We start from the raw sequence: 23,920 nt of genomic DNA, 5'->3' as shown, positions 1-23,920 counted from the left end.
AGAGTATGCGTTTTACCACTTTTTTCTTTTCAGGCACTGGTAATACATGGTGGGTGACTCGAGAATTTTCTCGCCTAGTTCAAGAGTTGGGCCACGAAGCACAATATTATTCTTTAGAAAACAAAGCTATTCATGATTCTGAGTTTCTAAAGACTGTTTTTAATGAATCGGATGCAATAGGAATCGCATATCCAATTTATGGATCAACACTACCAAAAATAATGTGGCAATTTTTGGATGAATTGGGGCAGTTAGATTTTTCAAAACTGTCTAATGCTTGCAAGGTGGGTTATACTCTAACTTCTGTGGCATTGTTCAGTGGTGATGGTGCGCTTGTTCCCCGAAAAAAGATGAAAATACTTGGATTGCAACTTCAGGGTGCCATGAATTTCCAAATGACTTCCAATTTAAGTGTTCCTTTCTTCCGTTATAATCCAGTGAGTATGGAGAAATTAGAAAGCCGAAAAAACCGAAATCGTAAGAAGATGAGAAAACTAATATTACGCTTAAGTAAAGGAAAAAAATGTATGGAAGGGCGTAATCCGCTCTTAATTTTCGTTGGATGGTTACAGCGTATATTTGGAGAAAAAGAAATATCATTAATAAGCAAATATTGGAGTGTCGATCGATCTAAATGCACTCAATGTTTATTATGTGTGAAAGATTGTCCAACTAATTCCATAGAATATTTCGATGACAAATTTATTTTTCACAAATCCTGCACTGCATGCATGCGGTGTTATAATCGATGCCCTTCTTCTGCGATTCAAATTTTTAATCGAACTGCTGATCCTGAAAAATATCGGCGATTTCATGGTCCAGGGGAAGGCTTTAAGATAAAAGATTTACGTTAAAATAATATTGGTCGATTAAGTTTTTCGGAATTTTACATAGAGGTGCAACTAATACTATAAACTCTTCTTCTCCATAGGTTTTAAGAGGGTAAGTTTCAAATTAATTTTGTTGTTCTATTTCTTGGGACTCTACGGGTCATTTAAATTAAAAATATAAGGAAAGAATAAAAAAAAAGTAAACCAGAATTTAATTACACGATACGGTTTCTTCGGGTTCAAATTGGCTATTATAGAGATCCGCATAAAACCCGTTTGCACAGATCAAGGTTTCATGATTACCTTGTTCGACAATATCTCCTTCATTCATCACTAATATAAGATCCGCATCTCGGATTGTAGATAATCGGTGGGCGATTACAAAGCTGGTTCGATTTTCCATCAAAGCATCCATAGCTTTTTGAATATAGACCTCTGTTCGCGTATCCACAGAACTGGTGGCTTCATCCAAAATTAAAATTGCTGGATCGGCTAATATTACCCGCGCGATAGTTAGCAGTTGCTTTTGTCCTTGGGATAAATTCGTAATTTCCTCGTTAATCACCATATTATACCCATCGGGGAGAGTATGGATAAAATGATCAACGTGGGCGGCTTTGGCCGCTTTAACAACATCTTCATCAGATGCATTAGGATTCCCATATCTAATATTCTCCATGATTGATTCATTATACAACCACGTATCTTGTAAAACCATGCCAAATATTTTCCTTAAATCATTTCGGCTCATTTCAGTTATTTTTTGATTATCAACAAGAATTTCTCCGGCGTTGAGTTCATAAAATCGCATTAATAATTTTACAATTGTTGTTTTTCCTGCTCCCGTTGGACCAACAATTGCAATTTTTTGACCTGGTTGAGCAATTGCAGAGAAATCCTTGATGACTATCTTATCAGGGTTATATCCAAAATGAATATTTTTGAACTCCACGGAACCTTTGACATTTTCAATCGCAATACTCTCCGTTGCATCTAACGATTCTTCCTCTTCATTTAAAAATTCAAAGACTCGCTCGGCCGCTGCGGCTGTTTGCTGTAATGCATTGGAACTGCTTGCCAACTGAGACATTGGTCTAGTGAAGTTGCGCACATATTGAATAAATGCTTGAATATCTCCCACTTCTATGCCGCCATTAATTGATAAATATCCACCTGTAATGGCGACTGCAACATATCCCAAATTTCCAATAAACATCATTATGGGCATCATCAATCCAGAGAGAAATTGTGCTTTCCACCCTACTTCATACAAATTTTTATTATGTTTACTAAAAGTCTCAATGCTTTTCTTTTCACCGTTGAAAGCTTTCATAACAACATGACCGCCATACATTTCCTCAACATGGCCATTTACATCACCGAGATATTTCTGCTGTTTAGCAAAATACTTTTGGGATTTTCCTAAGACTAATTTAAGAAATACCATCGAGAGTGGAACTACTATTAATGCGACTAAAGTCATTTGCCAGCTGATCGATAACATCATTATCGCCACTCCAATTACTGTTGCAACGGATGTGATTAATTGACTTAAATTCTGTGACATTGATTGATTAACTGTATCAACATCATTGGTGAATCTTGAAAGGACCTCCCCTTGAGTTGTCCCATCAAAATATTTCAACGGCATTCGATTTAATTTTCTCGAAAGATCTTGACGAAGTCGATAGGACAATTTGGTTGACACGTTCGCCATCAACCATCCTTGAACATAGGCAAAGATTGCAGAACCTAAATACAAACTTAAAACAGTGAGGATTATTTTTCCAATTCCTTCAAAATCCACTTCTCCTATTCCTCGAATATTATCCATCACCCCTTCAAAGAGAAGAGTTGTGGCTCGTCCTAAAATTTTGGGACCTACAATGGAAGCAATCGTAGAACCAATCGCAAAAAGAATCGAAATTATTATCAGAATTCGATATTCCCGTAAATATACGAGCAAACTTCTTAGTGCTTTCTTGAAATCCTTAGGCTTGTCACCTGCACTCATCCCGTGTCCTCTGCCCATTGGTCCTCGACGAGGGCCACGCATTTTCATTTCAGATCTGGGGCGAGAATTTTGATTTGATTCATGATTATTATTACTATTGTGGGTGCTCATGCTAATTCCTCCAAGGCTAATTGAGATTGCGCAATTTCTTGATATGTGCTACACGTCTTTAGAAGATCTTTATGTGTTCCTTTTCCAACAATCCGCCCTTCATCCATTACAATTATCTGTTCTGCATTCATCACTGTAGAAATCCGTTGAGTAACTATTAGGAGGGTGGTATTCTTAGTTGTCTCTTTCAAAGCTCTGCGGAGGGCTGCATCGGTTTTGAAATCCAGTGCGGAAACACTATCATCTAAGATCAATATTTGAGATCCTTTAACTAAAGCACGCGCAATGGACAATCTCTGTTTTTGCCCACCGGATACATTTGAACCACCTTGTGAAATTGTACTTGCAATTCCCTCGGGTTTAGATGAGACAAATTCTTTTGCTTGAGCAACTTCAATTGCTATTTGAATTGTTTCTGTGCTCGCATTTTCGTCAGCATAACGCAAGTTCGATTCAATCGTCCCCGAAAAGAGGAGACTTTTTTGAGGCACATACCCGATATTATCACGTAAAGCATGTTGATCCACATCCCGAATATTTTTGCGATCCACTAAAATTTTTCCCGAGGTAACATCATAAAAGCGGGGAATTAAATTCACAACGGTCGATTTTCCAGAACCAGTTGATCCGATAAATGCGGTAGTTTCCCCTGGTTTTGCGGTAAATGAAATATTTTGCAATACTTCTTGTTCTGCTCCAGGATATTTAAATGAAACATCTCGAAATTCAATAACTCCTTCTAATGGAGAGGGGAGTTCTTCTGGAGTTTCTTTGTCAATAATTGTCGGTTTAGTTTTCAAAACTTCTTCAATGCGCCCAATAGAGACAGATGATCGAGGTAAGAAGATAAATAACATTGTAAGCATTAAGAAGGACATAACTATTTGCATTGCGTATTGCATGAAAGCCATCATATCTCCCACTTGCATATTAAAATCTGCGACTTCATGAGCTCCTTGCCAAATAATTGCAATTACTAATCCATTCATTACGAGCATCATTACAGGCATTAAAACTACCATCACACGGTTGATAAACAAACTAACTGCTGTTAAATCTACATTTGCCTTGTCAAAACGGTTTTCTTCAAACTCCTGCATGTTAAATGCACGAATTACCATCATACCCGAGAGATTTTCCCGTGCTACCAGATTAAGTCGATCAATCAATTTTTGATTAATTTTAAATTTCGGTACCGAAATAATAAATACTGTTATAATTACACATATCAATACTAACACAGCTAAACCAATGATCCATGAGAGTGATGGGGCTTTGCCTTGGGCTCGAATTACACCTCCGATTCCCATAATGGGTGCATAAAAGACCATTCGGATTACCAATACTGTGACCATTTGGACTTGGGTTATATCATTGGTTGTTCGCGTAATTAAGGAAGAAGTGGAAAACTGATCAAATTCTGCACTTGCAAATGATTCTACTCTTTCAAATAAATCATGCCGAATCTCTTTACCCATAGTAGCAGCCGTTCTGGATGCTATCAATGCTACTGAAATGGTACATGTCACAGAAGCTAATGTTAATAATAACATCCATACTCCTGCTATGATAACATATCTTGTTTGAATTTGATCTGTATCCATTCCCAATTTAGTATATTCTTGACGAACAGAATTAATGGCTGCTTGGAATAAAACCATTTCTCCAATCGCATTAAATTCAGATGTGACCATGTCGACAATTTCTGTTCTATTCGCCTGAGGTAAATTACCCAAGATTGTGAAAACATCCATTCCCTCCGGTATTGCAGAAACATTGAATCCTAATCCAAAAGTAATGTTACCTGCGAGGCTCGCATTGTTTAATAAATTCTCAATTATCGAAACAGTCATAATAGTTTTCGCCATAATTGGGTTTAATTCATCTAATTCTGAGGATTTCAGTTTATTTTGAATAAAAACTGACTCATTTTCCAGTAAGGGATAATCTTCAAGATAATCCTCATACTCGTTTGAAATATTTGTTATTGCGGTATATTTACTAAGAACCAGATCCTTTTCTGTTTCATTCATAAATAATTTGCAACGTTCCATTGTACTGTTGCTAATGGCGATCGGTGCTGGGTCCTCCACACCTCCTTGTTGAATTCCAGTGTTCACTATTTTGGAAAGATAGTCTGGCAATGCTAAATCTGCATTAGCTTGTCCAAATAGAAGAACAATGGCCACCAATATCAAGGGGATGTGGGGTTTCGCGTATTTCAAGATTTTTTTCATTGTTTATTCGTCACCTGTTGTCTAAAAAAAGAGAAAAGAAATTTCTAACTTAATTTGATATCATTTTGATTTGCTAATTCTTCCAATGAGTTAATAGTACCCAATAAGATCTCTTGAGTTTCGATTGGTGCATTACTCATTAGAGTTAAAGAATGATCATTAATTTGACGCAACTTTAGCATAAGGTCTTCCAACATATTCGATTCGACATCGAATTCATTTTCTCCGTATTGTTGTGTTAAAACTAACAATTTTGAGATGGTTTTCTTGAACTCATGTTTTTGTTGGTTTTTGGTTTTCCTCATAAATTGAAGACCGGTGTCAGAAATCGAATATATCTTCTGATTTCGACCATTTTTAATTTGTTCTTCACATGAAACCAGATTGTTGCTCTCCATATCTTTCAAAGTATTATAAATTGAAGTTTGGCTGGTTTTCCACCCAAATTTCTCTTCTAAACATTGTGAAAGAGCATATCCGTGGGAAGGACCTTTATGTCGTAATATAAAAAGAATTAAGGAATTTAATAGACCTTTTTTTGAAAATAATGGTAGCACAAAAATATAAAATTTTTGCGATATAAAACTTTTTTCATATTGTAAAGTAGCATCCATATGAATTAAATGGAGAAAAATCTGAAAATGGTTTTTTTTTCTATTTCTATTCAATACACTCAATATCGGAAACGAATTTTTTTTTATAATGAAGTATATGAAAATTAAGTAATAGAAATTCAATAAAGATTTTGGATACGAATATCATGAAAAATAAAGAAATGGATGCAGAAATTTTGCGAAAATATGCAGAGATGCAAAATGGGAAAGATCGTATGTTCGATTGGGTTGATTATTGGGCTTCAAAAAAGCCGGAGGACATTTCAATTATTGAGTATAATACCGAATCAGAAATCACATGGAAAGACTTTGCTACAAAAAGTAAAGCATTTGCCGCAAAATTACTCTCAATGGGAATTGGGAAGGGGGATGTAGTTGCAACAACATTAGTTTTATTGAAAGAACATATATATTTAATGTATGCCTGTTTTCGTATCGGCGCAATCATTGCCCCCTTGGATCCCCGATTAAAAGTAAGTGAAGTTGATTATTGCTTTTCTCAAATGAAGCCAAAAGCGTATTTCTTCCTTGGACCAACCCCTGTCACTGATTTCAGTCTCATAGCGGTTGAATTAATGAAGAAACACTCTACCTATTGTAAACATTGGATTCAATTTACTGGTGAAAAAGCTATTGACGGGGCTCAATTAGTCAAAGATTTTGCTGCTGATATTAAGAAAATATTTGTTATACAGGGCTTGATATTAGGCAAGGTAAGAAAAGCTCAGAAGAAAGTCGCTAAAACAGATTCTTGTTTGATTATTTTTACTACTGGAAGCACTGGGAAGCCCAAGCCCGCTTTACTCTCTCATCAAGCTATCATCGCCCAAAATATTAGTCTTAGTGTGGGTTTTGATCTCCAAGAGTCGGATCGAATGCTCATCAATCTTCCTCCAAGCCATGTTGGATGTACGACTGAACAGCTCGCGACAACAATCTATGGTGGAGGGGTGGCCGTTATTTTACATATGTTTACTGCTGAAGATTCTTTGAAAGCCGTTCAAAAATATAAGTGTACTGCTATTGGCCAAATTCCCGCATTATTTTCTATGGAATGGCGCCTTCCCAATTATAATGATTATGATCTTTCATCATTACGCTTTGCGTTGTATGGTGGTCAGTCGGTGTCGACAAAATTCTTAGAGCAACTCAAATCTATGGCACCTTTAGCGGGTACGGGCTTAGGTCTGACAGAAACTGCAGGATTTGTGACTTATAGTCCCTTAGATGGAACCGTTGAGGAAATTTGTGCAAGTGTAGGTTTCGATTCTCCTCTCTATCCGGTTTCAATTCGTGATCCTATGAATCCTGATGGAACTGCTGGATCAGAAAAAGCTCCAGGTGAAGTAGGTGAAATTTGTTTCACTGGGATTCAGAATTTTTCTGGGTATCTCAATAATCCTGAGATGACCGCTAAAACATTATCTAAAGATGGCTTCATTTATACGGGAGATCTCGGGACTTATGAGGAAACAGGCTTGCATTTTGCTGGACGTGCTAAATTTGTCATCAAACCAAAAGGATATCAAGTATTTCCTCCGGCAGTAGAAGAATTCCTCATGTCCAAACTTAAGGATAAAATTAGTGCTGTGGCAATAGTTGGGGCTCAACATGAGGTCTTTACTGAAGGAGTGGTTTGTTATGTGGAACGAAAACCTGGAGTAAATGTGTCTGAAGAAGATATCTATGCTGCTGCCAAGGAAATGGCTGCCTATAAACGTCCCAGTCATGTAGTTATCTTAGATGAAGGTACTCTTCCTCTCAATCGAGTTGCCAAAATGGATTATAAAATACTCCATGATATGGCGGAAAAAGAGACCCAAGATCTACGTGAACAAGGTAAATGGGATTCCGAGTAATTTTTAGTCTATTTTTTATTTAATTGGTTTTTTTCATATGGGATTTCACTTAATTCCATTTTTTTCATAAAATTAAGTTTCTTTCGAGTTGCTTCTTGTCGATTTTCATTTAACTTAAAAATATAATAGTAAATATTAAGAGAAATTAATGAAATTGCCAACAAGATTATTATGAGGCCAATGAAGATATTATTTGAAACTGAAACAATACCCAAGTATAATATTAATAACATAAAACTATTTAATCCAATTAGGGCTCCCCAATGGATTTTTTCGTCTTCTTGATATTTACAAACTGGACAATATTTTTTTATTGTTGTTCTACTTTTTTTTATATTTCTCGATTTGTAATAATTAACAGTTCGTTTTTCTTTCCGGCACTCAGCACAAACTGGTTTTCCACATTTACAACATATTGCGGCAGCAGAGAAATTGTTGTGATAGTAACATTTTTGCGTGACCATAGTTTAAATACACATTGGGAGATTGTCTATAAAAATGATATAGATAAAGCCTCCAAACGCGACTAATAATACTTGGGTAAGAGTTCCTGTTTGCCACATTATTTTTCCCAGCCAAACATTCTATCCAAAAACCTCCTTTCAATCATAGTTACATGCAGATTAGAAAATGTTCAATAGGTATAACCTAGATGAAATTACAAAAAACATAACTGTTGATTATCGTGGCTCTTAGCATTTCCGATTTTCGATTTTGCTGATACAAAAAGCTTCGGTTTTCATGAATAACTTGCTGGTTTGGACTGGTAGGAGGCAAAAATCTTATAAGCTCAAAAATTAAACTACTAAATTCGGAGAAAAAAAAATGAAATTGAGCATAACCAAATATTGGGTATTGCCTCTGAATGGAGGAATTCTTTCAATTATCGGTCTTTTTATTCCGGTTTGGTATAGTAGCACCGGATTTAGGGAAACTTTGTGGATGTGGGGGATGATCCACCATATTACAGGGGGTGATGTGTTTGAGATTTTGCCCTCAGAATTATTTATTCCTGGTTTAATCGCAGCAATATTAATCTTATTATCCTCTATTGTAGTTATCATTTTTGCCTTGTTGGTTGCGACAGGAAAAGCAATCCAAGGCAAAGCAGAAAAAATATGGAAAATAGTGGGACTTTTTGAAATCGGAATCGCGGTTTTCTACGTCATTGCAATGTTGATAGGATGGAATTTATTTGCACTGCGAATTAATTACGCTGTTCATAACTTTTGGAGAATCTACAACGTACATATTGGAATGTTTACTCCTTTTATCGGAGCTGCTTTATCTATCAGTGGCGGAGTCGTTGGAAAACGAAAAATAAAAGATATTAATAAAAAAAAACTCGAATCCCAAATATAGTCTCAATCTTTTTTATACTGCAATTTCTTGAGCATATAAGGCACGGGAATCATAGGTAAATAAATAGGCTGAACCTGTTGGATCCTGTGTGGAATACCAATACATGATAATGGAATATGTGGCTGCAGGAAGGGTTGCTGTTTCAAGAGTAATCTGGGCAAACCGATTTTGCTGTTCTTGGGTTCCTGTGGCACTCATTCTTGATTCAAGAATGCTTAATGTTTTATTCTGGATGCCCACGATCGATAAGGTCACGTTAAATATTGCGTCTCCAGAAAAAGACGGACCAAATCTTGCCACGAAATTTTCTGTAAATATGACATGTAATTTGGAACTGCCTTGGGTGGTAATAGTAAGATTTGTACCGGTCATTATCTCGGGAACTAAATCGCTATCATATATTGATAAATATTGAGTAAATTCAGCATATTGGGTTTGAAGGAGAATCCCTTTAGTTGTTATATTTTCAATTTCTTCCGATTGATCGTATTCCGATAAGTCGGCGGTGAGATTTGGAAAAAGAAGAGGTAAACCGAAATACATTCCGGTTCCTGTAACTACAAGGGTGATTAACACGCTTGCAATGATAATTCCTAGGGTGTTTGGTTTATTAGACATGATGATCCCAGTAAAGACATAAATAATGTTTGATTAACAATTGGGAATTAATCTATAAAAATGAGACCATCAATATACCCAAAAAGATAACGGAAAGGTCGTCATTAAATAACAATACGTGAGATCGATTTTTAATAAAAAATACTGCTTCTTCTCTTTTAAGGACCATAATCCTTTGAATGCATGCATAATTTCATAATTCTTAAATGTCGTTTTTTCTACAAAATATTATATGGTAAATGCAAATGATGCACCAAATTTCTTTCTTAAAAAACCATGGGAAAAGCACCATTCACCCAAATATTTAGTTACTTTGCAAAATACCATGGGTAAATATCTTATGGCAGAAAACTATCATGAATTTAATGAAGACATTCTGAAAGTTTGGTTTGGAAAAGACGGTAACATTTCTCGGGATGTTATTCGCTTTGAGACACCAGAAGGCACCTTAATTGGATATGTGGCCATTACAAATTTGTCTGGACAATTAAAATCACACATGCTATTCTATGCCATTCTTCCTGAATATTTCGAGACTTCACTTCCACAGCTCGTTATTGAAAGTGGCATATCCTTGGGGGAATCTCTAAATTTACAAAATCTTAAAATCTCCACAAATGGCACTCGAGCCGCTCCTTTTGATAGAGTGTTGGAAGAAATGGGATATCATCCCGTTAAATCCTCCTTGGAATTGCAACTATTAGATTTCAAAGATTTTTTACGTTCTCACCCTCCAGAAGGCATCACTTTACGGAAACTTTCAGAGCCCGTAGACTATGAGCAATTTGTTGAAGTTTATAACCAAGCATTTCAAAATAGTTTTGATTTCATTGAATGGACTACTGAAAATTGTAGGAAATTTATTACCTTCCAAAATCACCAGTATGATTTTGCAATCTGGCAAGCTTCTATTGATGATCGCCTCATCGGTTTTTGCAACCTCTCGTTTGATCCCCTGGAAAATGTTGGTCTTGTGTCAGGATTTGCCGTATTGCCCGCTAATCAACATCAAGGTGTTGGTAGCTTCTTGCTTTCACTCGCAATTGAACATTTCAAAGAGAAAGGCTGTGTCAAAATCAGATTGAATACTGATGTTTCCAATGAAAATGCCGTGAAGTTATATACTCGTGTTGGATTTTGTGTGATTGATTCGTTGAAAATTAAAACCTATAAAATTTTTTGAATGGAACAATTTAATGTATGAATTTCCCCGATGTACTTAAATTCATGTATATATTTTTTCTATCATATGATCCAAAAAACTTCAAATGATCATTTCCAGAAAAAATCATGGGAAAAAGACATTTCACTTTCCAATCTATTAACTTTGCATAACACTATGGGAAACTACCTCTACCCGGATTATAACATCGAATTTAAGGATGACATTCTGGATTTGTGGTTTGGAAAAGGATTTGATCTCTCCCGTGATGTAATACGATTTGAGGATGATAATGGAAAATTTGTTGGATATGTTGCTATGAGTAATCTCTCTGGACTTTTTAAATCCCATTTTTTATTTTATGCAATACTTCCGGAATATTTTGATACCCGCCTTCCGCAACAAGTCATCGAAGCAGGGATTTCTCTTGGAAAATCCCAAAATATTCAAGGTCTAGAAATAGAAACAACTGGGACTCTTTCAGCACCCTTTGATCGGGCCTTGGAAAAATTCGGTTTTCATCCCTTTCATTATGCCCTTGAATTACATCTTGTAGATTTGAATCCTTCATTTCTGCCTCAACTCCCCCAAGGTCTAACCTATCAAAAATCTCTTGAACCGGTCAACCTTGAGCAATATGTGGAGGTATATAATGCTGCTTTCCGAGGCAGTTTTGATTTTCAAGAATGGACTCTTGAAAATTCACAATCCCTTATCGATTCCCAAAAAAAGCATTTTGACTTTGCAATCGGACAAGTGTTTGCTGATGGGATCCTCATTGGTTCGTGCAATTTGGCCTATGAACCTGGAAAACAATTCGGTTATATTTCAGGACTTGCAGTCATTCCTAAATTCCAACATCAAAAGATAGGGAGTTATATGCTCTTAAAGGCAATAGAACACTTTACAGAAAAAGAAAGTAAAAAAATTATATTAACGGCTGATGTTGAGAATGAGAAAGCCGTGGGTTTATATACTAAAGCCGGGTTTCGCATTATAGAGTCTTTAAAAACTAAAACTTACATGGTTACCTAACCTAAAAGAATTTTTATGAATTTCTGAATCAAAAAACAATCTTTTTTAGGTTTTTACGGTATTTTTGAAAAGCTTTACGACCGATACCTGTAAGAGATAAGATAGTGTATGATTTTTTTTTAATAAATTGTTTTTCAATGGAAATATAATGTCTTTCTTCCAATTTCGTAGAATGGAAGGACAAATTCCCCCAAGAAACTTGTAATTCTTTTTGTAAATATTTCATATCGGCTTTATCAACTGAATATAAATAGGCCATGATGAGCAAACGGATAGGTTCATGAATAAATTTGTCGTCATCTGAAAAAAAATAGTTTTCACGATTTTTTTTGGGATCAACCTTGCCTACCTTAATATTTCCGCTTGATTCTGGGTTACTCGGATTCATTGTCGATTTCCTCTTCTTCCACGCTTATAGGGTTTGCTTTCAGAAAATTCCAGAATTTCCACCCTCCAACGATTAAAAACAATAGTGCATGGGATAAACTAAACACCATCGGAAAGAACCGTCCTTCTGAGAGCGGAATTAAATATAAACTAATTGTGAAGATTCCACTCAAAGCCCCTACCAGAAGGGATTGCCACCTCTTGGTTAGAAAATATGTATAAATTGCACGACCAATAAAAATAATACAAATGAATATTGGAAGGTATTTCAGCATTGTCTCAATTGTCCAGTTTTGTAAAAAAACTATCAGGAAGAACAAGATGTAGGTGATTATGAAAACAATGACCCCTATTTTCTTGTAATTTTTGAGGATCCTTTTATGCGATGGAAGCAGTTCTATAAATCCTACGCGAGGGTAAATCAATTCCATTTTTATATATTTATCTATTTTTGGACTCAAGAACACTCCCAAAAAGATCACTGCTGCAAATATGAGTGGGGTGTAATTGTTGATAAACAAGAAGGTAGCAAAAAATAATAGAACTGCTTGCACTAATTCACGAATTCCATACCGAATTGTGCTATAAAAAATTTTTTTTTGAAGCAAAGAGAGTTCCCTCGGTTTGGATTTGACCATGATCTAATTGGTTTTGTGAAATAAAAAAGAAAAATGTTTCTAATTCGAACAAATAATTATTCTTGCTTGATATCACTATTCATATGAGTTATTTTATTCAATTTTTGTGGAATCAGAGGGAGAAGATGATTATAATCATACTTCCATTTCTTAGGGGAATTTAGTACCAGCTTTTGAAATAGATAGGAAATACCACAGATGATGGCTTGAGCTATCCACAGACTTAGGTAAAAATAAACGTTATCCAGATTAGTTGATACCGTGGTTTCAGGAACCTGCACTAAGAAAATAAATGCATCATGGATATAGTGGAAAATCATTCCGGGGATGATTGAATTGGTCTGATATGCTACATAGGTGAACGCAAATCCGATTACCATGACTGAAATCATATCAACAATTTCCCAAAGATGAAATCCTTGAAAGTGGAGCAATCCAAAGACGATTGACTGAATAATCATGGTCTTCTTCGTCTTTTTGAAGATTTTCAAGAAGACAAGCATTAATAATCCACGGAAGAAAATTTCTTCCCAAATTCCTGGCACAGTTGCGAATAAAACTTGTTCTAACTCAAGTTGGGCCCAATCGAAGGTATAATTATTTGATAATATGGATCCCAACAACATCCCGCTTAAAGAAAGAATCCCTAAAAGGACTCCAAGGAAGACTAATTTCCAAGTATTCTTGTCAATTTTCAAACCGATCTCTTGAGTAAAAATTCGGAAGGAATCTGCATGGATGGGTACGTGCGCTTTTTGATAAAAGACAATATATAGCAGTAGGAAATTGAGAGGATATGCCAGTAAGGGAAGATAACTTTTCGATATATCTAAGTCTAAAATCATGCGCAGAAGTAGGAAAATTACTGTGACAATAATACTTGAAAGAATTATCAGTGCAAATTGAATACGTAAAATCGGTTTATGTTTGATGGTAGGTTGAGTTATTTGATCAGATTCAGATCTAGGATTTTTTGGTATGTCCATAAAAATAATAATTTGATGTTTTATTTAAACTTTGTCGGATAAAGTACTTTGGCGGATAATATTTCTTAAATCTTATTAGTATTTTTGTGTCCATATTTTTGGTTATTTTATCAAGGATGATTCCAAACTTTTTATTTTAGCCCATCTTTGATCTCGATAATGACGATTTTACAGTATGTAAAAGATTTTGCAACTCCAGATGTGGAAGGAAACTATCCACGCGATTTGCAATTGGAACCAATTCATCAAACTATTAAACTTAAATTTGATATTCCTAATTTTAGAGTGGTTGGTTCCGTGACAACGAAAGTGAAAGCCAATGTTCTTGGAGCGAATAAAATTACTTTTGATGCAATTGATTTAGAGATTATTGCTGTTGATGGTGTTGATCATTGGCAGAAAAATGATGAGTCCCTTTCTTTCTTTTGGAATAAAAATTATGAAAAAGGCGAAGAACGATCCTTTACTATTCAGTATATAATTGATCACCCTATATCGGGGTTATATTTCTGCCATCCTGATGCAGCATATCCCGATCGTGCAAGTTATGCAATTACTGACACTGAATCGATTCGTACTCGTTATTGGCTCCCATGTATTGATCATCTTTCCGTTCGGTGTTCAATTGATTTTTATCTGACTTCTGATGAATCTCATACTATGCTCGCCAATGGAAAATTCATAGATGAGGTAAAGAATGGGGATGGAACAAAGACATCTCATTGGTCCCAAACATTCCCTTGTCCAAGTTATTTGATCACATTGGCTGTCGGTGAATTTGTCTCCTACCAAGATCGCGCTGCAGATGCTGGAAAAGGCCAAATTCCTGTTGCTTACTATGCTCCCAAAGGCTATACCTCGGCACAATTGAAAACCAGTTTTGAAGCAACACCTAAATTCTTGGAATGGATGGCCAAAAAGTTGAAATGTCCCTTAGAATGGGATAAATATTATCAAATTGCGACTTTTCATCACGGAGGGGCTATGGAAAACATCAGTTTTGTAACCTGGGGTGATTTTGCGATTTTAAACGAAAAAGAAGCTCTTGAGATGTTGTGGATTGTTGATGATGTTAATGCCCATGAAATGAGCCATAGTTGGTTTGGGGACATGATCGTTTGCAAAGAATTTAGTCATGCTTGGTTAAAAGAAGGTTGGGCCACGTATATGGAAACAGTGTACTTTGAAGATTTTTACGGTCACGATGAGAACCTTTATGGGCTTTTTTGCGATGCCCGGAGCTATATGAAAGAATCTGATTCTAAATATGCTCGTCCAATTGTAACAAACAAATATAGTTCTAGTTGGGATATGTATGATATGCATCTCTATCCAGGCGGTGCTTGGCGGCTCCATATGCTCCGATCCAAACTCGGTGAAGACATTTTTTGGACTGCCACTTCTGATTATCTAAATACATTTAAAGGCAAAGTGGTAGAAACCATTGATTTCCAACGAAAAATGGAAGAACATTCTGGATTAAGTTTGGAAGCCTTCTTTGAACAATGGTTATATAAACCTGGGTATCCCAAATTGAAAGCGGAATTCTCCTACAACGAGAAATCTGAATTGGCATCCTTGAAAGTGACACAAACTCAAGAAGATAAGGATAAGGAAATAGGATTGTTCAACTTCCCCTTAGAAGTGCAATGGGAATCTGCTGATGGGCAGATAGATCAACGCGTGTTTGAAATCAAGGAAAAAGAACAAACCCTTTACTTCAAAGTGGATAAAAAACCGTTACAAGTTGTTTTAGATCCTGAATGCAAAACTTTGTTTTCTTTAGAGTTTAATCCTGGAGATGAGCTTCTCATCCGTCAGTTAACTCATAAGTCGGTGATTTTGCGTATTTTAGCAGCACGAGAATTATTAAAGAAGGGGAAAAAGAAAAATTTAGAAGCCGTTCTTGCAGCATATCGCAAAGAAAAATTCTGGGGTGTGCGAATCGAAATGGCAAAAGAATTGGCTAAATCTCCAACTTTTGCAGCTATTGAAGGACTTGTATCTTTGTTAGAAAGTGAAACCGATCCCATGGTCCTCCAAGATTTCATCCCCAATTTAAGCGGGATGCAATACCCAATAGTATTCGATGCAATGAAGAAGTTTTTACAACGACCAGAAACGCTTTATTGGGCCACAGGTGCTGCTTTGAAAGTGATTGGCTCTCAACACACAAAAGAAGCCTATGATTTCTTGCTCCAATATCAGATTGGTGATGGGTTTAAAAGTTTGATTGAGTCCAGTTTATATATGGCTATCGGCAATACTCGTACACCCGAAGCCTTGGACTATCTTTTGGCCAAATTACCTTATGGAAAGGTTTCAGAAAGAGCTCGTCGGGCGATATATAGTAGCATTGCGGAGTGTTTAACTTGGCAAGAAAAATCGATTAAACAACGTACCATTGCAACGCTTTTATCTCACTTAAAGCAAGAACAAAGCGAGGCGATGGTTCAGAATATGATCCGAAGTTTTTCACAATCGACTGAGATGAGCTTAACAGGTGGATTTAATGAAGCGAAAGCTAAAATTGCTTCCCAAAGTCATCCTATGGTGGAACGCATTGTGAAAAAAATTAAAGAGCGTCAAGATCCTGAGAAGATTGAAAAGAAATTTAGTAAGGATATGGATGATCTGAAATCCCAAGTGAAGAAATTGCTGGCACGTATTGAAGAGTTGGAAGCAAAATCAACTACCGAGTAAATTTTTATCTTTTTTTCATAATTATTCCTTATTTTTGTTTGATTTCTCCCGAAAAATTTTATCTGAGATTGAATTCTGGTTTTTATCAAAGAGAAGAATCTCATGCTGTTGTGTGTAGTATTAATGCCTACTGATATCATTTTAGAATAGGCAAGGTAAAATTATCTCAGAATGAACCATCAAAAGTCATGGGAACGTGTTTATTTCACATTTGCTGTTTTAATGGGCATTTATATGGTTTGATATCGTGCTAATTGAGGATTTCTTTGATGTGAAATTTTTCTGTAGAACTATCTTTTTTTTTTTTGCACTTTTTTTCATAAATCACAACTTTAAAATAGGGAGTCAATTACAGTAAGAATAAATTGCAAATTGGAACTGAGTCAAATGAGTAAAAAAAAAGGCGTCACAAAAGAACCGAAGCAAGGCAGAGATCTCCAAAAAAGCGAACATTTACGTAAAAACCCACACCAAAAAATGCCCTCTAATTTGGAAGCCGTATATGAAAACGGGGTGTTCATTGGGCGCAAGGTGAAAGCTCCCCTTGCAAGTGACTATGCTCAAACCCCTGTAGAATATCTTTCATTGATTCATGATGTAGAAAAACCCTTAGAAACGCGCAATGATGCCATTTTGCATTATCTAATGTTTTTTCAAGAAGAATTTGATGCTTTTTTTGCTAGCCCACAGGAAGAAATTTTAAATGTTATTAAATATCAAAACGCAGAGAAACTCTCATTTCTAATTTCTCAACTTTCAGAAATTACTGACAAGCGGGTTTCCAATTTTAGGAAAAAATGCTGCACCATTCTGAAAAAACATCCGCGAGTGGAACCATGGATGTTGGAAAATATTTAAAGATTAATGCAAAATATTGATAAATTATCAGGAACTGATAATCAAAAAATTATCAAATATTTAATGAGTTTTGTCATTTTTTCCATCAAAACATAAGAGCAACTTTTTTTAAGAAACAGCCTCTCATTGGACTTGTGAAATGGACATGAAATATGATTTAACCATAACCCCTCCAGCCTTGCAATTTATCGCTACTTATCAACAAAAAAATTTTCCGAATGAAGAAGTGGTCGTAATCTTAGCTGATCTCCATGTTGTTGGTGGGTTAATTGTTCCGGAAATCCAATCACGAAGTTTCATGTTTACGGAACAACGGAGTGCTTTTGACGAGCTATTTCCGAAAGGATATAAGGATTATCCTATTTCTGTGTTTGTAGATCATCAGGCTCAAATCGAAAATTCACTTCCCAATGAATTTTTATTGGATCTCCAACAGAAAAAAGATGGGTTGGAAGAGCTAGTTTTCAAAAATCCTCATTTTGAATAAGATAGGACGGTTGCACATCCCATGGAAATTAAAACCAAAATTGATTCGGATTTAGGTCAATATTTGGGGCATCAAGATGAGATCCGTGTGATTGGTTTTTCAACCGATAATCAATGGATGTTTTCAGGTAGCTGGGATAAACGGATTAACATTTATCGCATATCACACAAGGGTGCTGCTTCAAATTCAGATTCTACGACTCTCTCTCCAGAATTTTCTCTCGATGCACATGATTCGAGTATAACCTCTTTATGTTTAAGCCAGAATAAACAAGCACTAATTTCTGGGTCCAAGGATGGGACCATAAAAATTTGGGATCCTCAATCAGGTCAATGTTTAAATACCTTATTGGGACATAAAATGAAGGTTTTTTCCGTTACTTGTGATAATTCGTATAATTATATCCTTTCTGGAGGGGAAGATGCAACTGTGAGGGTATGGAAGGTGGCTTATCCGCTTGCTGGAAAAAAATCTTTGCATAATCTCTCCTTTGCATGTGAAGAGATTTTAAACCAACCCCAAGCTTCGGTGCATGTGGTAAAACTAAATCCTTCCAATTCTCTTTTTGCGGCGATTGGTGATGAAGCAGATATTCACCTGTGGGAATTTCCTTCCTGTCATTATCTCCCTTCTCTCAAAGGTCATCGCAAAGAAATATATACGCTTGATTTCCATCCCACTTTGTCCTTGCTTCTTTCTGGAGGGCGGGATAAAACGATTAAAATGTGGAACTATCAAACCCATGAATTGCAATACTCCATTCAAACATCTGCAGAAATCACGAAATTAAGTTTTAATCCCGAGGGAAGTCATTTTTTAGCTGTGGATCTCGACAATGATCTAACAATATATCGAACGCATGATGGATTGATTTGTCATAATCACCATATTGAAGAAGGGAAGATGCTCACTGTGGGGATCTCTCAAGATTGGTCTCTTTTAGCTGTGGCCCCCTTTCAAGTTTTTCCCCCTAAAATCAAAATATGGGCTTTTGACCAAAAAACCTAAGGGTTATCGTTCTAATCCGCAGACATCACATATCTTCTGGCTTGCTTCTAAAGTACTACCGCATTCTGAACAAAAATTATAGGTGAGATTAGAAGTGGGCGTTTGTTTTTGTTCTGAATTTTGATATTTTATTGCTTTTTCTTCAAATTCACGAGCTTTGGTTGGATTTCCGTGCTGAAATTTGTACAATACGCTCAAATTATTCCACGCATTCCCAAATTCTGGATTAAAAGTGATCGCCTTTTCCCAACATTCTTGGGCTTTGGAAAAGTTCATTTTTTGACGATAATATAAGATCCCCCAGTTATTCCAAGCATAAAAATTCCTGTTATCATATTTGAGTGCTTTTTTATAACATTTTTCCGCTTCTTTATATTGTTGGAATTGATCAAACAAGATCCAGCCCAAATTATTCCACGCCATGCTATATTTTGGATTCAATTTAAGGGCTTGACGGTAAAAGTTTTCCGCTTCATCAAATTTGCGATTGCGATCCGCTTCATAGGCGAGTTTAAATAGTTCCCGGGGGCTGGGCATTGGGCATTCCTTCTTTACATTATATTGGTGACTACTCGCTATTAATTGTTCCTCATTATTCATATTAACTTCACTTTAGCAGAGAATTCTTCCCACAGATTTTTTAATATAAACTACTATTATGTTTATGCAAAAATGAAAAAATATGTTTGGTTATCATCCATTTTACTCCTAGCTTGTATGCTTGGATGTCTTAGCGCAACTTTTCCAAATCTTGTGGAGAGTGATCAAGCTCAACAAAAAATGTTCATTCCTAAATCTAATGCTTATAATCGGTCCTTACTTGAACATACTTTGGACACTAATTTAGAATATGCCATTGATGACGCAATTAGCTTGGGTTATTCCTTATCCAGCAACAATAGTTACATGTTTAACTCTGTATCAAACTCAGAATTGAATACAAACGATTCTTATCATATTGATCTTGGGATTTTCAATAATCTTCATATAGATATTTCGGATGATAATTCTACTAATATTCACGTTGACACTTTTTATTCGGAACATTTTCCATTAAATTTTGAAAATCCTGATTCCTGGGACTATGGATACAGCTTGAACGAGCAGAAAAATACCACCTATGAAAATATTTTTTCCTTAAATATTATCCCGTCTGATCTTAATATCTCAGATTACCAACAAAACAATAGCGCCTTATTGGAAGATTGGGCCCAATATTCCCCCATTGAAGCCATTAATTTTGGTTATTTTTATGATTTGATTGACGATTCATGGTTTCTGAATGATTTTACTTGTAATGTTGATTATTTTTCCGATCTTGCTGGGTTTTATAATGCGAGTTGGAATCTTCATGGCAATTCAACCTCGGGATTAGATATTTCGATTGAAATGGGGTTGATTCAAAATAATTCTCTCACTGATCGTCTCATTTTTGCAAATGCTTCATGGGAATATTATTTCAATGCAACAGTAATTCAAATTTCCACTTCTGAAGTAGTAACTCAATTCTGGGAATTTGGAAATGGGACCAGAACCTTATTACATCAAGGTAATGATCTTTTCCCTGTCCCAGAAACCACTTGGACCGAGACTTATTCCGAAACTCAATACGACCATTATGATTATCCATTTGAAGATGTTCTTTTCGGTTTTGGCTTAATTGCACTTGTTATTTTTGCACTCGTTCTTGTTGGAATCATAATTGTGATTATCATCATTGTTTGGGCAGTTTCACGAAATCGCAATCCACATTCATACCAAAAATCTTCGGAACAGTTTGTTGAAGTGCCTCATTCTTCTCAATCCTCTTATATTGGAAGGATGGATACACCTCCACCCATAAAACGGACTAAACCGTGGGAATCCTGGAATCCAAATGGCTATCATGGAAGAATGAATACACCGCCCGCGATACCTCCGCAGAAATTTTGTCCCAATTGTGGCAGCGTTTTCACACCGCAAATGATTCAATTATTTCGGGACAAAAAAGCAGTTTTCTGCCAGTCCTGTGGGGAAGAAGTCGATCTTTTTTTTGATTAAGTTTTTTTAACATTTATAAATTGCAATTTTTTCCCTTTCCATTTTTATCTTCTCTTCTTTTGAATTTATCCTTTTAAAAGAGAAGGAAATATATAGTGGTTATAATTAGAACAAGTGTGGCGCGATCAATGCAAAATCTAGGTCATTGGAAAATGCTCCTGTCTCATCATCCTCCATGTGAACAGTTTAAAAATCATACTTTTGGACTCTTTTCCCTCCAATTTTGCATCGGGTGTTTTATCGGCTATCCATCCATGATTTTTGCAATCGTTATTTCGTATTTTTTCGCAACGTACAGTGTTTTAAGGGCGGATATTCTCTTTTTTCTTGGATTGGGAATGGTATCTTTTCAGCTGCTAAGTTTATCACCAATAACAGAAATGAAAGTCCTCAAAATATTCCAAAAAGCATTCATTGGTTTTGGAGCGGGTTTAATTTTACACTCCGCTTATTTATTAATAAATGCGTCCATAATTGTTAAGATCTTTCTTTTAATGGCAGTTTCTGTCGGCGGGTACATTCCACTTCAAGTCTTACATATGAAAAAGTCAAAGGAAGTTTGTAATCAATGTAGCGATAAATGGAAATCCGCTCTGTGCCCTACAGACGTGTGTTTTGCTGATGCTCCCGATAAAACTAATAAGTAAAATCTTTCATTGAGGGAAAAAATTGCTGTTCCGCAAACTAAGGAAAAAAATGAAAAAAGGAACTAAGTATACAATTACCCTCGCATTCGTTCGAGTAATAACATCATCATACTTCCGAGTAAATTGCGCATTTCTTCGATTTCACTCATCGGGGCGAGTAATTCAATTTTAAACTTACCTTCAAAGAGAGCAGGCATTTTTTTGACTCGCATTACCGGAGTTCCATCTGCCCGAGAAATGATGTAAACTGGGTGGAAAAGGAAGCTACCACAAAGCCATCCTACATATCGATCTAAAAGGCGAATTAAAACACTTTCTTCTCTTAATTCTAACTCTTGATTGTTTTCTCCATCAATCAAGTAGTTCGCTCTCCAGAGAGATTTCATCCCTTTGCGTTTAATAGCACCAAAAGGTACATCATGAGCATCATAAAACGTATATTTTGCGGAAAAATCTATGATCCGATCTGCGCGGATACTATAGAGGAGCGTTTGTCGCTCCCGTTCCTTATAAACTTTAATGTCTTCTTTTAATTTAAACAATTTTTGGCGCACGTAACATACCATATCGCCATTCGCATCCGTCACCTTAAATTGAGGGGCAAAAGCGACTTTCTTGAAATTAATAAATAGAGGATAATTCATTTTTTCTTTTCACCAGTAATATCTGCATTAAGAGATATGATACTTATTATCGTTCTATTGGCATATAAAAGTATTCCCCAAATTTGGACGATAAGAGAATGTTGACCCATTGTTCCCCCAATTGATCACGAAGAGACAAATTTTGTAGAAAAATCTTATCTATTTACTCAAAGACATAATTAATACCTGAAAAATCTTTTAAACCCCTAAAATAAATTTTTGTTAGTAAATGATAAGAAATGATAATGAAAAGTAAGATTTAATAAGGCGTATCGATATGAGAATGGTATGGCGGATCACATCTTTGGTAAATTAACATTTTTTGATATGCTAAAAATTGGTGCACTATCCTTCCTGCAAGCAACATCTATAACCATTTTAGTGAATTTTATCGATTTAGATTCAATTATAATTCCAATTACTGGGCTTTTGGCTTTCATTATTTTTCAATTACTCTTGCTTCTCCCAGTTGATAAAGATCCCCATTCAATTGATTTTCAATATTTGTTACATAAAACATGGCCTATTATTATTGAAATTGTGTTAGAAATTATTATTCTTACTACAAGTGCAATAATATTAATTCCACTTTTTAAATCCGGTTATTCGACTTCAGATATTTATTGGATCCATTATTTATGCTTAGTAACTCACATTATTTTCCTTGTCCCATTATATACTTATATTTTCTTCAAAAAGAAGGAAAAAAATTATCACTATATAGAAAAATCCAATATTATTCTAGACTTAAAAAAAAATAAGCATTATTCTATTGCTATAATGATCAATCTATCCTATTTGCTTATATTTGTAATAGATGCTAACTTTCTTGGAATAGGCTCTCTGGTTTTTTATATTGGATTTCTTTTTATTCCTTTTATTTTTAATTTATTTTTCCACAAAAGGGTGGATCCTATATCTAAAATAATTCCTTCAACTATTATAAAACAGTTCATTTTCTATATTACCTGGTTTTGGATTGCGATAATTGGATTTGGGTTCTTAATTGTGGAATCTAATCCTACTTTTCAAGTTTTTGGATTTGTTAATCTTAATGGATTATTACTTCTACAATATTTCTTTCAGCAAAACATATCCAAAACACTAAAAATTACAATCCCTAAACGATTAAATGGTGCAAAATCGAATAGTATTAATTCAACTGAAGGAATAAAATGCCTTACTTGTGGAAATGTGGTCGAATCCCAATTACTGACAGAATTATCCGAAGATACTCCCATCTATTGTGTTCAATGTGGGGAAAAAATACGTTTTCAAGAAATTTATCCACTTCCAAAGGAAAAAATATTATCGGATCATCAGAAAATTCTTAAAAAGGTTCAACAATCTCCAACAACATTACATTCAATGGAAGAAAAACACTGAGGTGCCTTTCCAATGCCAAAATCATCCAAAGAAAAACAAGATCATGCTCGTGCTCTCTTAGATCAAGGCATCTCGTACTCTCAAATTCAGCAAGATTTAAAAAATCGGTATGGAACAGGTATGTCCAACTCCACCCTTCAACGGTTAATTGGGGAATCAGATCGAATTCATGAATTAGAAGATCATGTCAAGGAGCTCTCTCTGGAACTGAAAATGTACAAAAAAATGTATTATGAATTATTAGATGCGGTAAAAGAGAAAATAAAAGAGTAAAGAGGATTTTAGGGATCAAAA

Annotated in this window: 23 protein-coding genes; 13 read left to right on the top strand and 10 right to left on the bottom strand. The window is 35.5% G+C overall.

Translation table 11 applies throughout. The features are described 5' to 3' along the window. Positions 1–5: 5 nt before the first annotated feature. Complete coding sequence (locus NEF87_RS08915) at positions 6–854, top strand: EFR1 family ferrodoxin (protein WP_457919517.1); 849 nt, start codon at positions 6–8, stop codon at positions 852–854. A gap of 187 nt (positions 855–1,041) precedes the next feature. On the opposite strand, the gene NEF87_RS08910 is transcribed toward NEF87_RS08915, so the two are convergent. The 3 genes from NEF87_RS08910 to NEF87_RS08900 are packed head-to-tail and all read right to left on the bottom strand — an operon-like array spanning position 1,042 to position 5,806. After that, positions 1,042–2,955 (bottom strand): ABC transporter ATP-binding protein, encoded by a 1,914-nt coding sequence (locus NEF87_RS08910; protein ID WP_371806103.1) that lies wholly within the window; start codon positions 2,953–2,955, stop codon positions 1,042–1,044. Next, complete coding sequence (locus tag NEF87_RS08905; protein ID WP_457919516.1) at positions 2,952–5,192, bottom strand: ABC transporter ATP-binding protein; 2,241 nt, start codon at positions 5,190–5,192, stop codon at positions 2,952–2,954. The genes NEF87_RS08910 and NEF87_RS08905 overlap by 4 nt, the downstream gene beginning before the upstream one ends. A gap of 44 nt (positions 5,193–5,236) precedes the next feature. Then, positions 5,237–5,806 carry a PadR family transcriptional regulator gene (locus NEF87_RS08900; RefSeq protein WP_457919515.1) on the bottom strand — a complete coding sequence of 190 codons (570 nt, stop codon included), beginning with the start codon at positions 5,804–5,806 and terminating at the stop codon, positions 5,237–5,239. A gap of 146 nt (positions 5,807–5,952) precedes the next feature. On the opposite strand from NEF87_RS08900, the gene NEF87_RS08895 reads away from it, so the two are divergent. Further along, complete coding sequence (locus tag NEF87_RS08895; RefSeq protein ID WP_457919514.1) at positions 5,953–7,665, top strand: class I adenylate-forming enzyme family protein; 1,713 nt, start codon at positions 5,953–5,955, stop codon at positions 7,663–7,665. An 8-nt stretch (positions 7,666–7,673) separates the two neighbouring features. Here NEF87_RS08895 and NEF87_RS08890 read toward each other — a convergent pair whose 3' ends face one another. Then, complete coding sequence (locus tag NEF87_RS08890) at positions 7,674–8,129, bottom strand: hypothetical protein (protein ID WP_457919513.1); 456 nt, start codon at positions 8,127–8,129, stop codon at positions 7,674–7,676. Positions 8,130–8,490: 361 nt separating this feature from the next. Between NEF87_RS08890 and NEF87_RS08885 the strand changes: the two genes are divergently transcribed. After that, positions 8,491–9,027 (top strand): hypothetical protein, encoded by a 537-nt coding sequence (locus tag NEF87_RS08885; protein WP_457919512.1) that lies wholly within the window; start codon positions 8,491–8,493, stop codon positions 9,025–9,027. 12 nt (positions 9,028–9,039) lie between these two features. Here NEF87_RS08885 and NEF87_RS08880 read toward each other — a convergent pair whose 3' ends face one another. Further along, entirely contained in the window at positions 9,040–9,645 is a 606-nt protein-coding gene (locus tag NEF87_RS08880) for a hypothetical protein (protein WP_457919511.1), read from the bottom strand. A 232-nt stretch (positions 9,646–9,877) separates the two neighbouring features. On the opposite strand from NEF87_RS08880, the gene NEF87_RS08875 reads away from it, so the two are divergent. Both NEF87_RS08875 and NEF87_RS08870 read left to right on the top strand, forming a co-directional pair. Next, positions 9,878–10,828, top strand: a complete 951-nt coding sequence (locus NEF87_RS08875; protein WP_457919510.1) for a GNAT family N-acetyltransferase — start codon at positions 9,878–9,880, stop codon at positions 10,826–10,828. Positions 10,829–10,894: 66 nt separating this feature from the next. Beyond that, complete coding sequence (locus NEF87_RS08870; RefSeq protein WP_457919509.1) at positions 10,895–11,842, top strand: GNAT family N-acetyltransferase; 948 nt, start codon at positions 10,895–10,897, stop codon at positions 11,840–11,842. 28 nt (positions 11,843–11,870) lie between these two features. Here the strand turns inward: NEF87_RS08870 and NEF87_RS08865 are convergent, their stop codons facing one another. The 3 genes from NEF87_RS08865 to NEF87_RS08855 all read right to left on the bottom strand — a co-directional run bounded on the left by NEF87_RS08865 (position 11,871) and on the right by NEF87_RS08855 (position 13,853). Next, a complete protein-coding gene (locus NEF87_RS08865) occupies positions 11,871–12,230 on the bottom strand; it encodes a winged helix-turn-helix domain-containing protein (RefSeq protein ID WP_457919508.1) in 360 nt (119 codons plus the stop codon). Then, positions 12,217–12,837 (bottom strand): hypothetical protein, encoded by a 621-nt coding sequence (locus NEF87_RS08860; protein WP_371806094.1) that lies wholly within the window; start codon positions 12,835–12,837, stop codon positions 12,217–12,219. The genes NEF87_RS08865 and NEF87_RS08860 overlap by 14 nt, the downstream gene beginning before the upstream one ends. An 86-nt stretch (positions 12,838–12,923) precedes the next feature. Then, positions 12,924–13,853, bottom strand: a complete 930-nt coding sequence (locus NEF87_RS08855; protein ID WP_457919507.1) for a CPBP family intramembrane glutamic endopeptidase — start codon at positions 13,851–13,853, stop codon at positions 12,924–12,926. A 159-nt stretch (positions 13,854–14,012) separates the two neighbouring features. Here NEF87_RS08855 and NEF87_RS08850 point away from each other — a divergent pair, with 159 nt between their 5' ends. The 4 genes from NEF87_RS08850 (at position 14,013) to NEF87_RS08835 (ending at position 18,909) form a co-directional block, all read left to right on the top strand. After that, complete coding sequence (locus NEF87_RS08850) at positions 14,013–16,556, top strand: M1 family aminopeptidase (RefSeq protein WP_457919506.1); 2,544 nt, start codon at positions 14,013–14,015, stop codon at positions 16,554–16,556. A gap of 387 nt (positions 16,557–16,943) precedes the next feature. Beyond that, a complete protein-coding gene (locus NEF87_RS08845) occupies positions 16,944–17,414 on the top strand; it encodes a hypothetical protein (RefSeq protein ID WP_457919505.1) in 471 nt (156 codons plus the stop codon). 139 nt (positions 17,415–17,553) lie between these two features. Next, positions 17,554–17,901, top strand: a complete 348-nt coding sequence (locus NEF87_RS08840) for a hypothetical protein (RefSeq protein WP_457919504.1) — start codon at positions 17,554–17,556, stop codon at positions 17,899–17,901. A gap of 21 nt (positions 17,902–17,922) precedes the next feature. Next, positions 17,923–18,909, top strand: a complete 987-nt coding sequence (locus NEF87_RS08835; protein WP_457919503.1) for a WD40 repeat domain-containing protein — start codon at positions 17,923–17,925, stop codon at positions 18,907–18,909. 3 nt (positions 18,910–18,912) lie between these two features. Here the strand turns inward: NEF87_RS08835 and NEF87_RS08830 are convergent, their stop codons facing one another. Beyond that, positions 18,913–19,509: a tetratricopeptide repeat protein gene (locus tag NEF87_RS08830; protein ID WP_457919502.1), complete on the bottom strand. Its 597-nt coding sequence runs from the start codon at positions 19,507–19,509 to the stop codon at positions 18,913–18,915. Positions 19,510–19,581: 72 nt separating this feature from the next. Between NEF87_RS08830 and NEF87_RS08825 the strand changes: the two genes are divergently transcribed. Beyond that, positions 19,582–20,949: a hypothetical protein gene (locus NEF87_RS08825; RefSeq protein ID WP_457919501.1), complete on the top strand. Its 1,368-nt coding sequence runs from the start codon at positions 19,582–19,584 to the stop codon at positions 20,947–20,949. Between the two features lie 128 nt (positions 20,950–21,077). Further along, entirely contained in the window at positions 21,078–21,596 is a 519-nt protein-coding gene (locus tag NEF87_RS08820) for a hypothetical protein (RefSeq protein WP_457919500.1), read from the top strand. Positions 21,597–21,670: 74 nt separating this feature from the next. Here NEF87_RS08820 and NEF87_RS08815 read toward each other — a convergent pair whose 3' ends face one another. Then, positions 21,671–22,240, bottom strand: a complete 570-nt coding sequence (locus tag NEF87_RS08815; protein WP_371806085.1) for an LURP-one-related/scramblase family protein — start codon at positions 22,238–22,240, stop codon at positions 21,671–21,673. Positions 22,241–22,528: 288 nt separating this feature from the next. Between NEF87_RS08815 and NEF87_RS08810 the strand changes: the two genes are divergently transcribed. Further along, positions 22,529–23,626 carry a hypothetical protein gene (locus NEF87_RS08810; protein WP_457919499.1) on the top strand — a complete coding sequence of 366 codons (1,098 nt, stop codon included), beginning with the start codon at positions 22,529–22,531 and terminating at the stop codon, positions 23,624–23,626. A 12-nt stretch (positions 23,627–23,638) separates the two neighbouring features. Further along, on the top strand, positions 23,639–23,899 hold the full coding sequence (locus tag NEF87_RS08805; protein ID WP_457919498.1) for a hypothetical protein: 261 nt from the start codon (positions 23,639–23,641) through the stop codon (positions 23,897–23,899). Positions 23,900–23,920: the final 21 nt, after the last annotated feature.

The sequence above is a fragment of the Candidatus Lokiarchaeum ossiferum genome, assembly GCA_025839675.1.
Taxonomy (GTDB): Archaea; Asgardarchaeota; Lokiarchaeia; order Sigyniarchaeales; family Promethearchaeaceae; genus Lokiarchaeum; species Lokiarchaeum ossiferum.
Note: the sequence above shows the minus strand (reverse complement) of the source record. Positions and strands in the feature narration are given on the sequence as shown.

Bases quoted from the DNA above. Each gene is read 5' to 3' on its own strand.
- NEF87_RS08915 (WP_457919517.1), top strand. From the start codon at position 6: ATGCGTTTTACCACTTTTTTCTTTTCAGGCACTGGTAATACATGGTGG.
- NEF87_RS08910 (WP_371806103.1), bottom strand. From the start codon at position 2,955: ATGAGCACCCACAATAGTAATAATAATCATGAATCAAATCAAAATTCT.
- NEF87_RS08905 (WP_457919516.1), bottom strand. From the start codon at position 5,192: ATGAAAAAAATCTTGAAATACGCGAAACCCCACATCCCCTTGATATTG.
- NEF87_RS08900 (WP_457919515.1), bottom strand. From the start codon at position 5,806: ATGGATGCTACTTTACAATATGAAAAAAGTTTTATATCGCAAAAATTT.
- NEF87_RS08895 (WP_457919514.1), top strand. From the start codon at position 5,953: ATGAAAAATAAAGAAATGGATGCAGAAATTTTGCGAAAATATGCAGAG.
- NEF87_RS08890 (WP_457919513.1), bottom strand. From the start codon at position 8,129: ATGGTCACGCAAAAATGTTACTATCACAACAATTTCTCTGCTGCCGCA.
- NEF87_RS08885 (WP_457919512.1), top strand. From the start codon at position 8,491: ATGAAATTGAGCATAACCAAATATTGGGTATTGCCTCTGAATGGAGGA.
- NEF87_RS08880 (WP_457919511.1), bottom strand. From the start codon at position 9,645: ATGTCTAATAAACCAAACACCCTAGGAATTATCATTGCAAGCGTGTTA.
- NEF87_RS08875 (WP_457919510.1), top strand. From the start codon at position 9,878: ATGGTAAATGCAAATGATGCACCAAATTTCTTTCTTAAAAAACCATGG.
- NEF87_RS08870 (WP_457919509.1), top strand. From the start codon at position 10,895: ATGATCCAAAAAACTTCAAATGATCATTTCCAGAAAAAATCATGGGAA.
- NEF87_RS08865 (WP_457919508.1), bottom strand. From the start codon at position 12,230: ATGAATCCGAGTAACCCAGAATCAAGCGGAAATATTAAGGTAGGCAAG.
- NEF87_RS08855 (WP_457919507.1), bottom strand. From the start codon at position 13,853: ATGGACATACCAAAAAATCCTAGATCTGAATCTGATCAAATAACTCAA.
- NEF87_RS08850 (WP_457919506.1), top strand. From the start codon at position 14,013: ATGACGATTTTACAGTATGTAAAAGATTTTGCAACTCCAGATGTGGAA.
- NEF87_RS08845 (WP_457919505.1), top strand. From the start codon at position 16,944: ATGAGTAAAAAAAAAGGCGTCACAAAAGAACCGAAGCAAGGCAGAGAT.
- NEF87_RS08840 (WP_457919504.1), top strand. From the start codon at position 17,554: ATGGACATGAAATATGATTTAACCATAACCCCTCCAGCCTTGCAATTT.
- NEF87_RS08835 (WP_457919503.1), top strand. From the start codon at position 17,923: ATGGAAATTAAAACCAAAATTGATTCGGATTTAGGTCAATATTTGGGG.
- NEF87_RS08830 (WP_457919502.1), bottom strand. From the start codon at position 19,509: ATGAATAATGAGGAACAATTAATAGCGAGTAGTCACCAATATAATGTA.
- NEF87_RS08825 (WP_457919501.1), top strand. From the start codon at position 19,582: ATGAAAAAATATGTTTGGTTATCATCCATTTTACTCCTAGCTTGTATG.
- NEF87_RS08820 (WP_457919500.1), top strand. From the start codon at position 21,078: ATGCAAAATCTAGGTCATTGGAAAATGCTCCTGTCTCATCATCCTCCA.
- NEF87_RS08815 (WP_371806085.1), bottom strand. From the start codon at position 22,240: ATGAATTATCCTCTATTTATTAATTTCAAGAAAGTCGCTTTTGCCCCT.
- NEF87_RS08810 (WP_457919499.1), top strand. From the start codon at position 22,529: ATGGCGGATCACATCTTTGGTAAATTAACATTTTTTGATATGCTAAAA.
- NEF87_RS08805 (WP_457919498.1), top strand. From the start codon at position 23,639: ATGCCAAAATCATCCAAAGAAAAACAAGATCATGCTCGTGCTCTCTTA.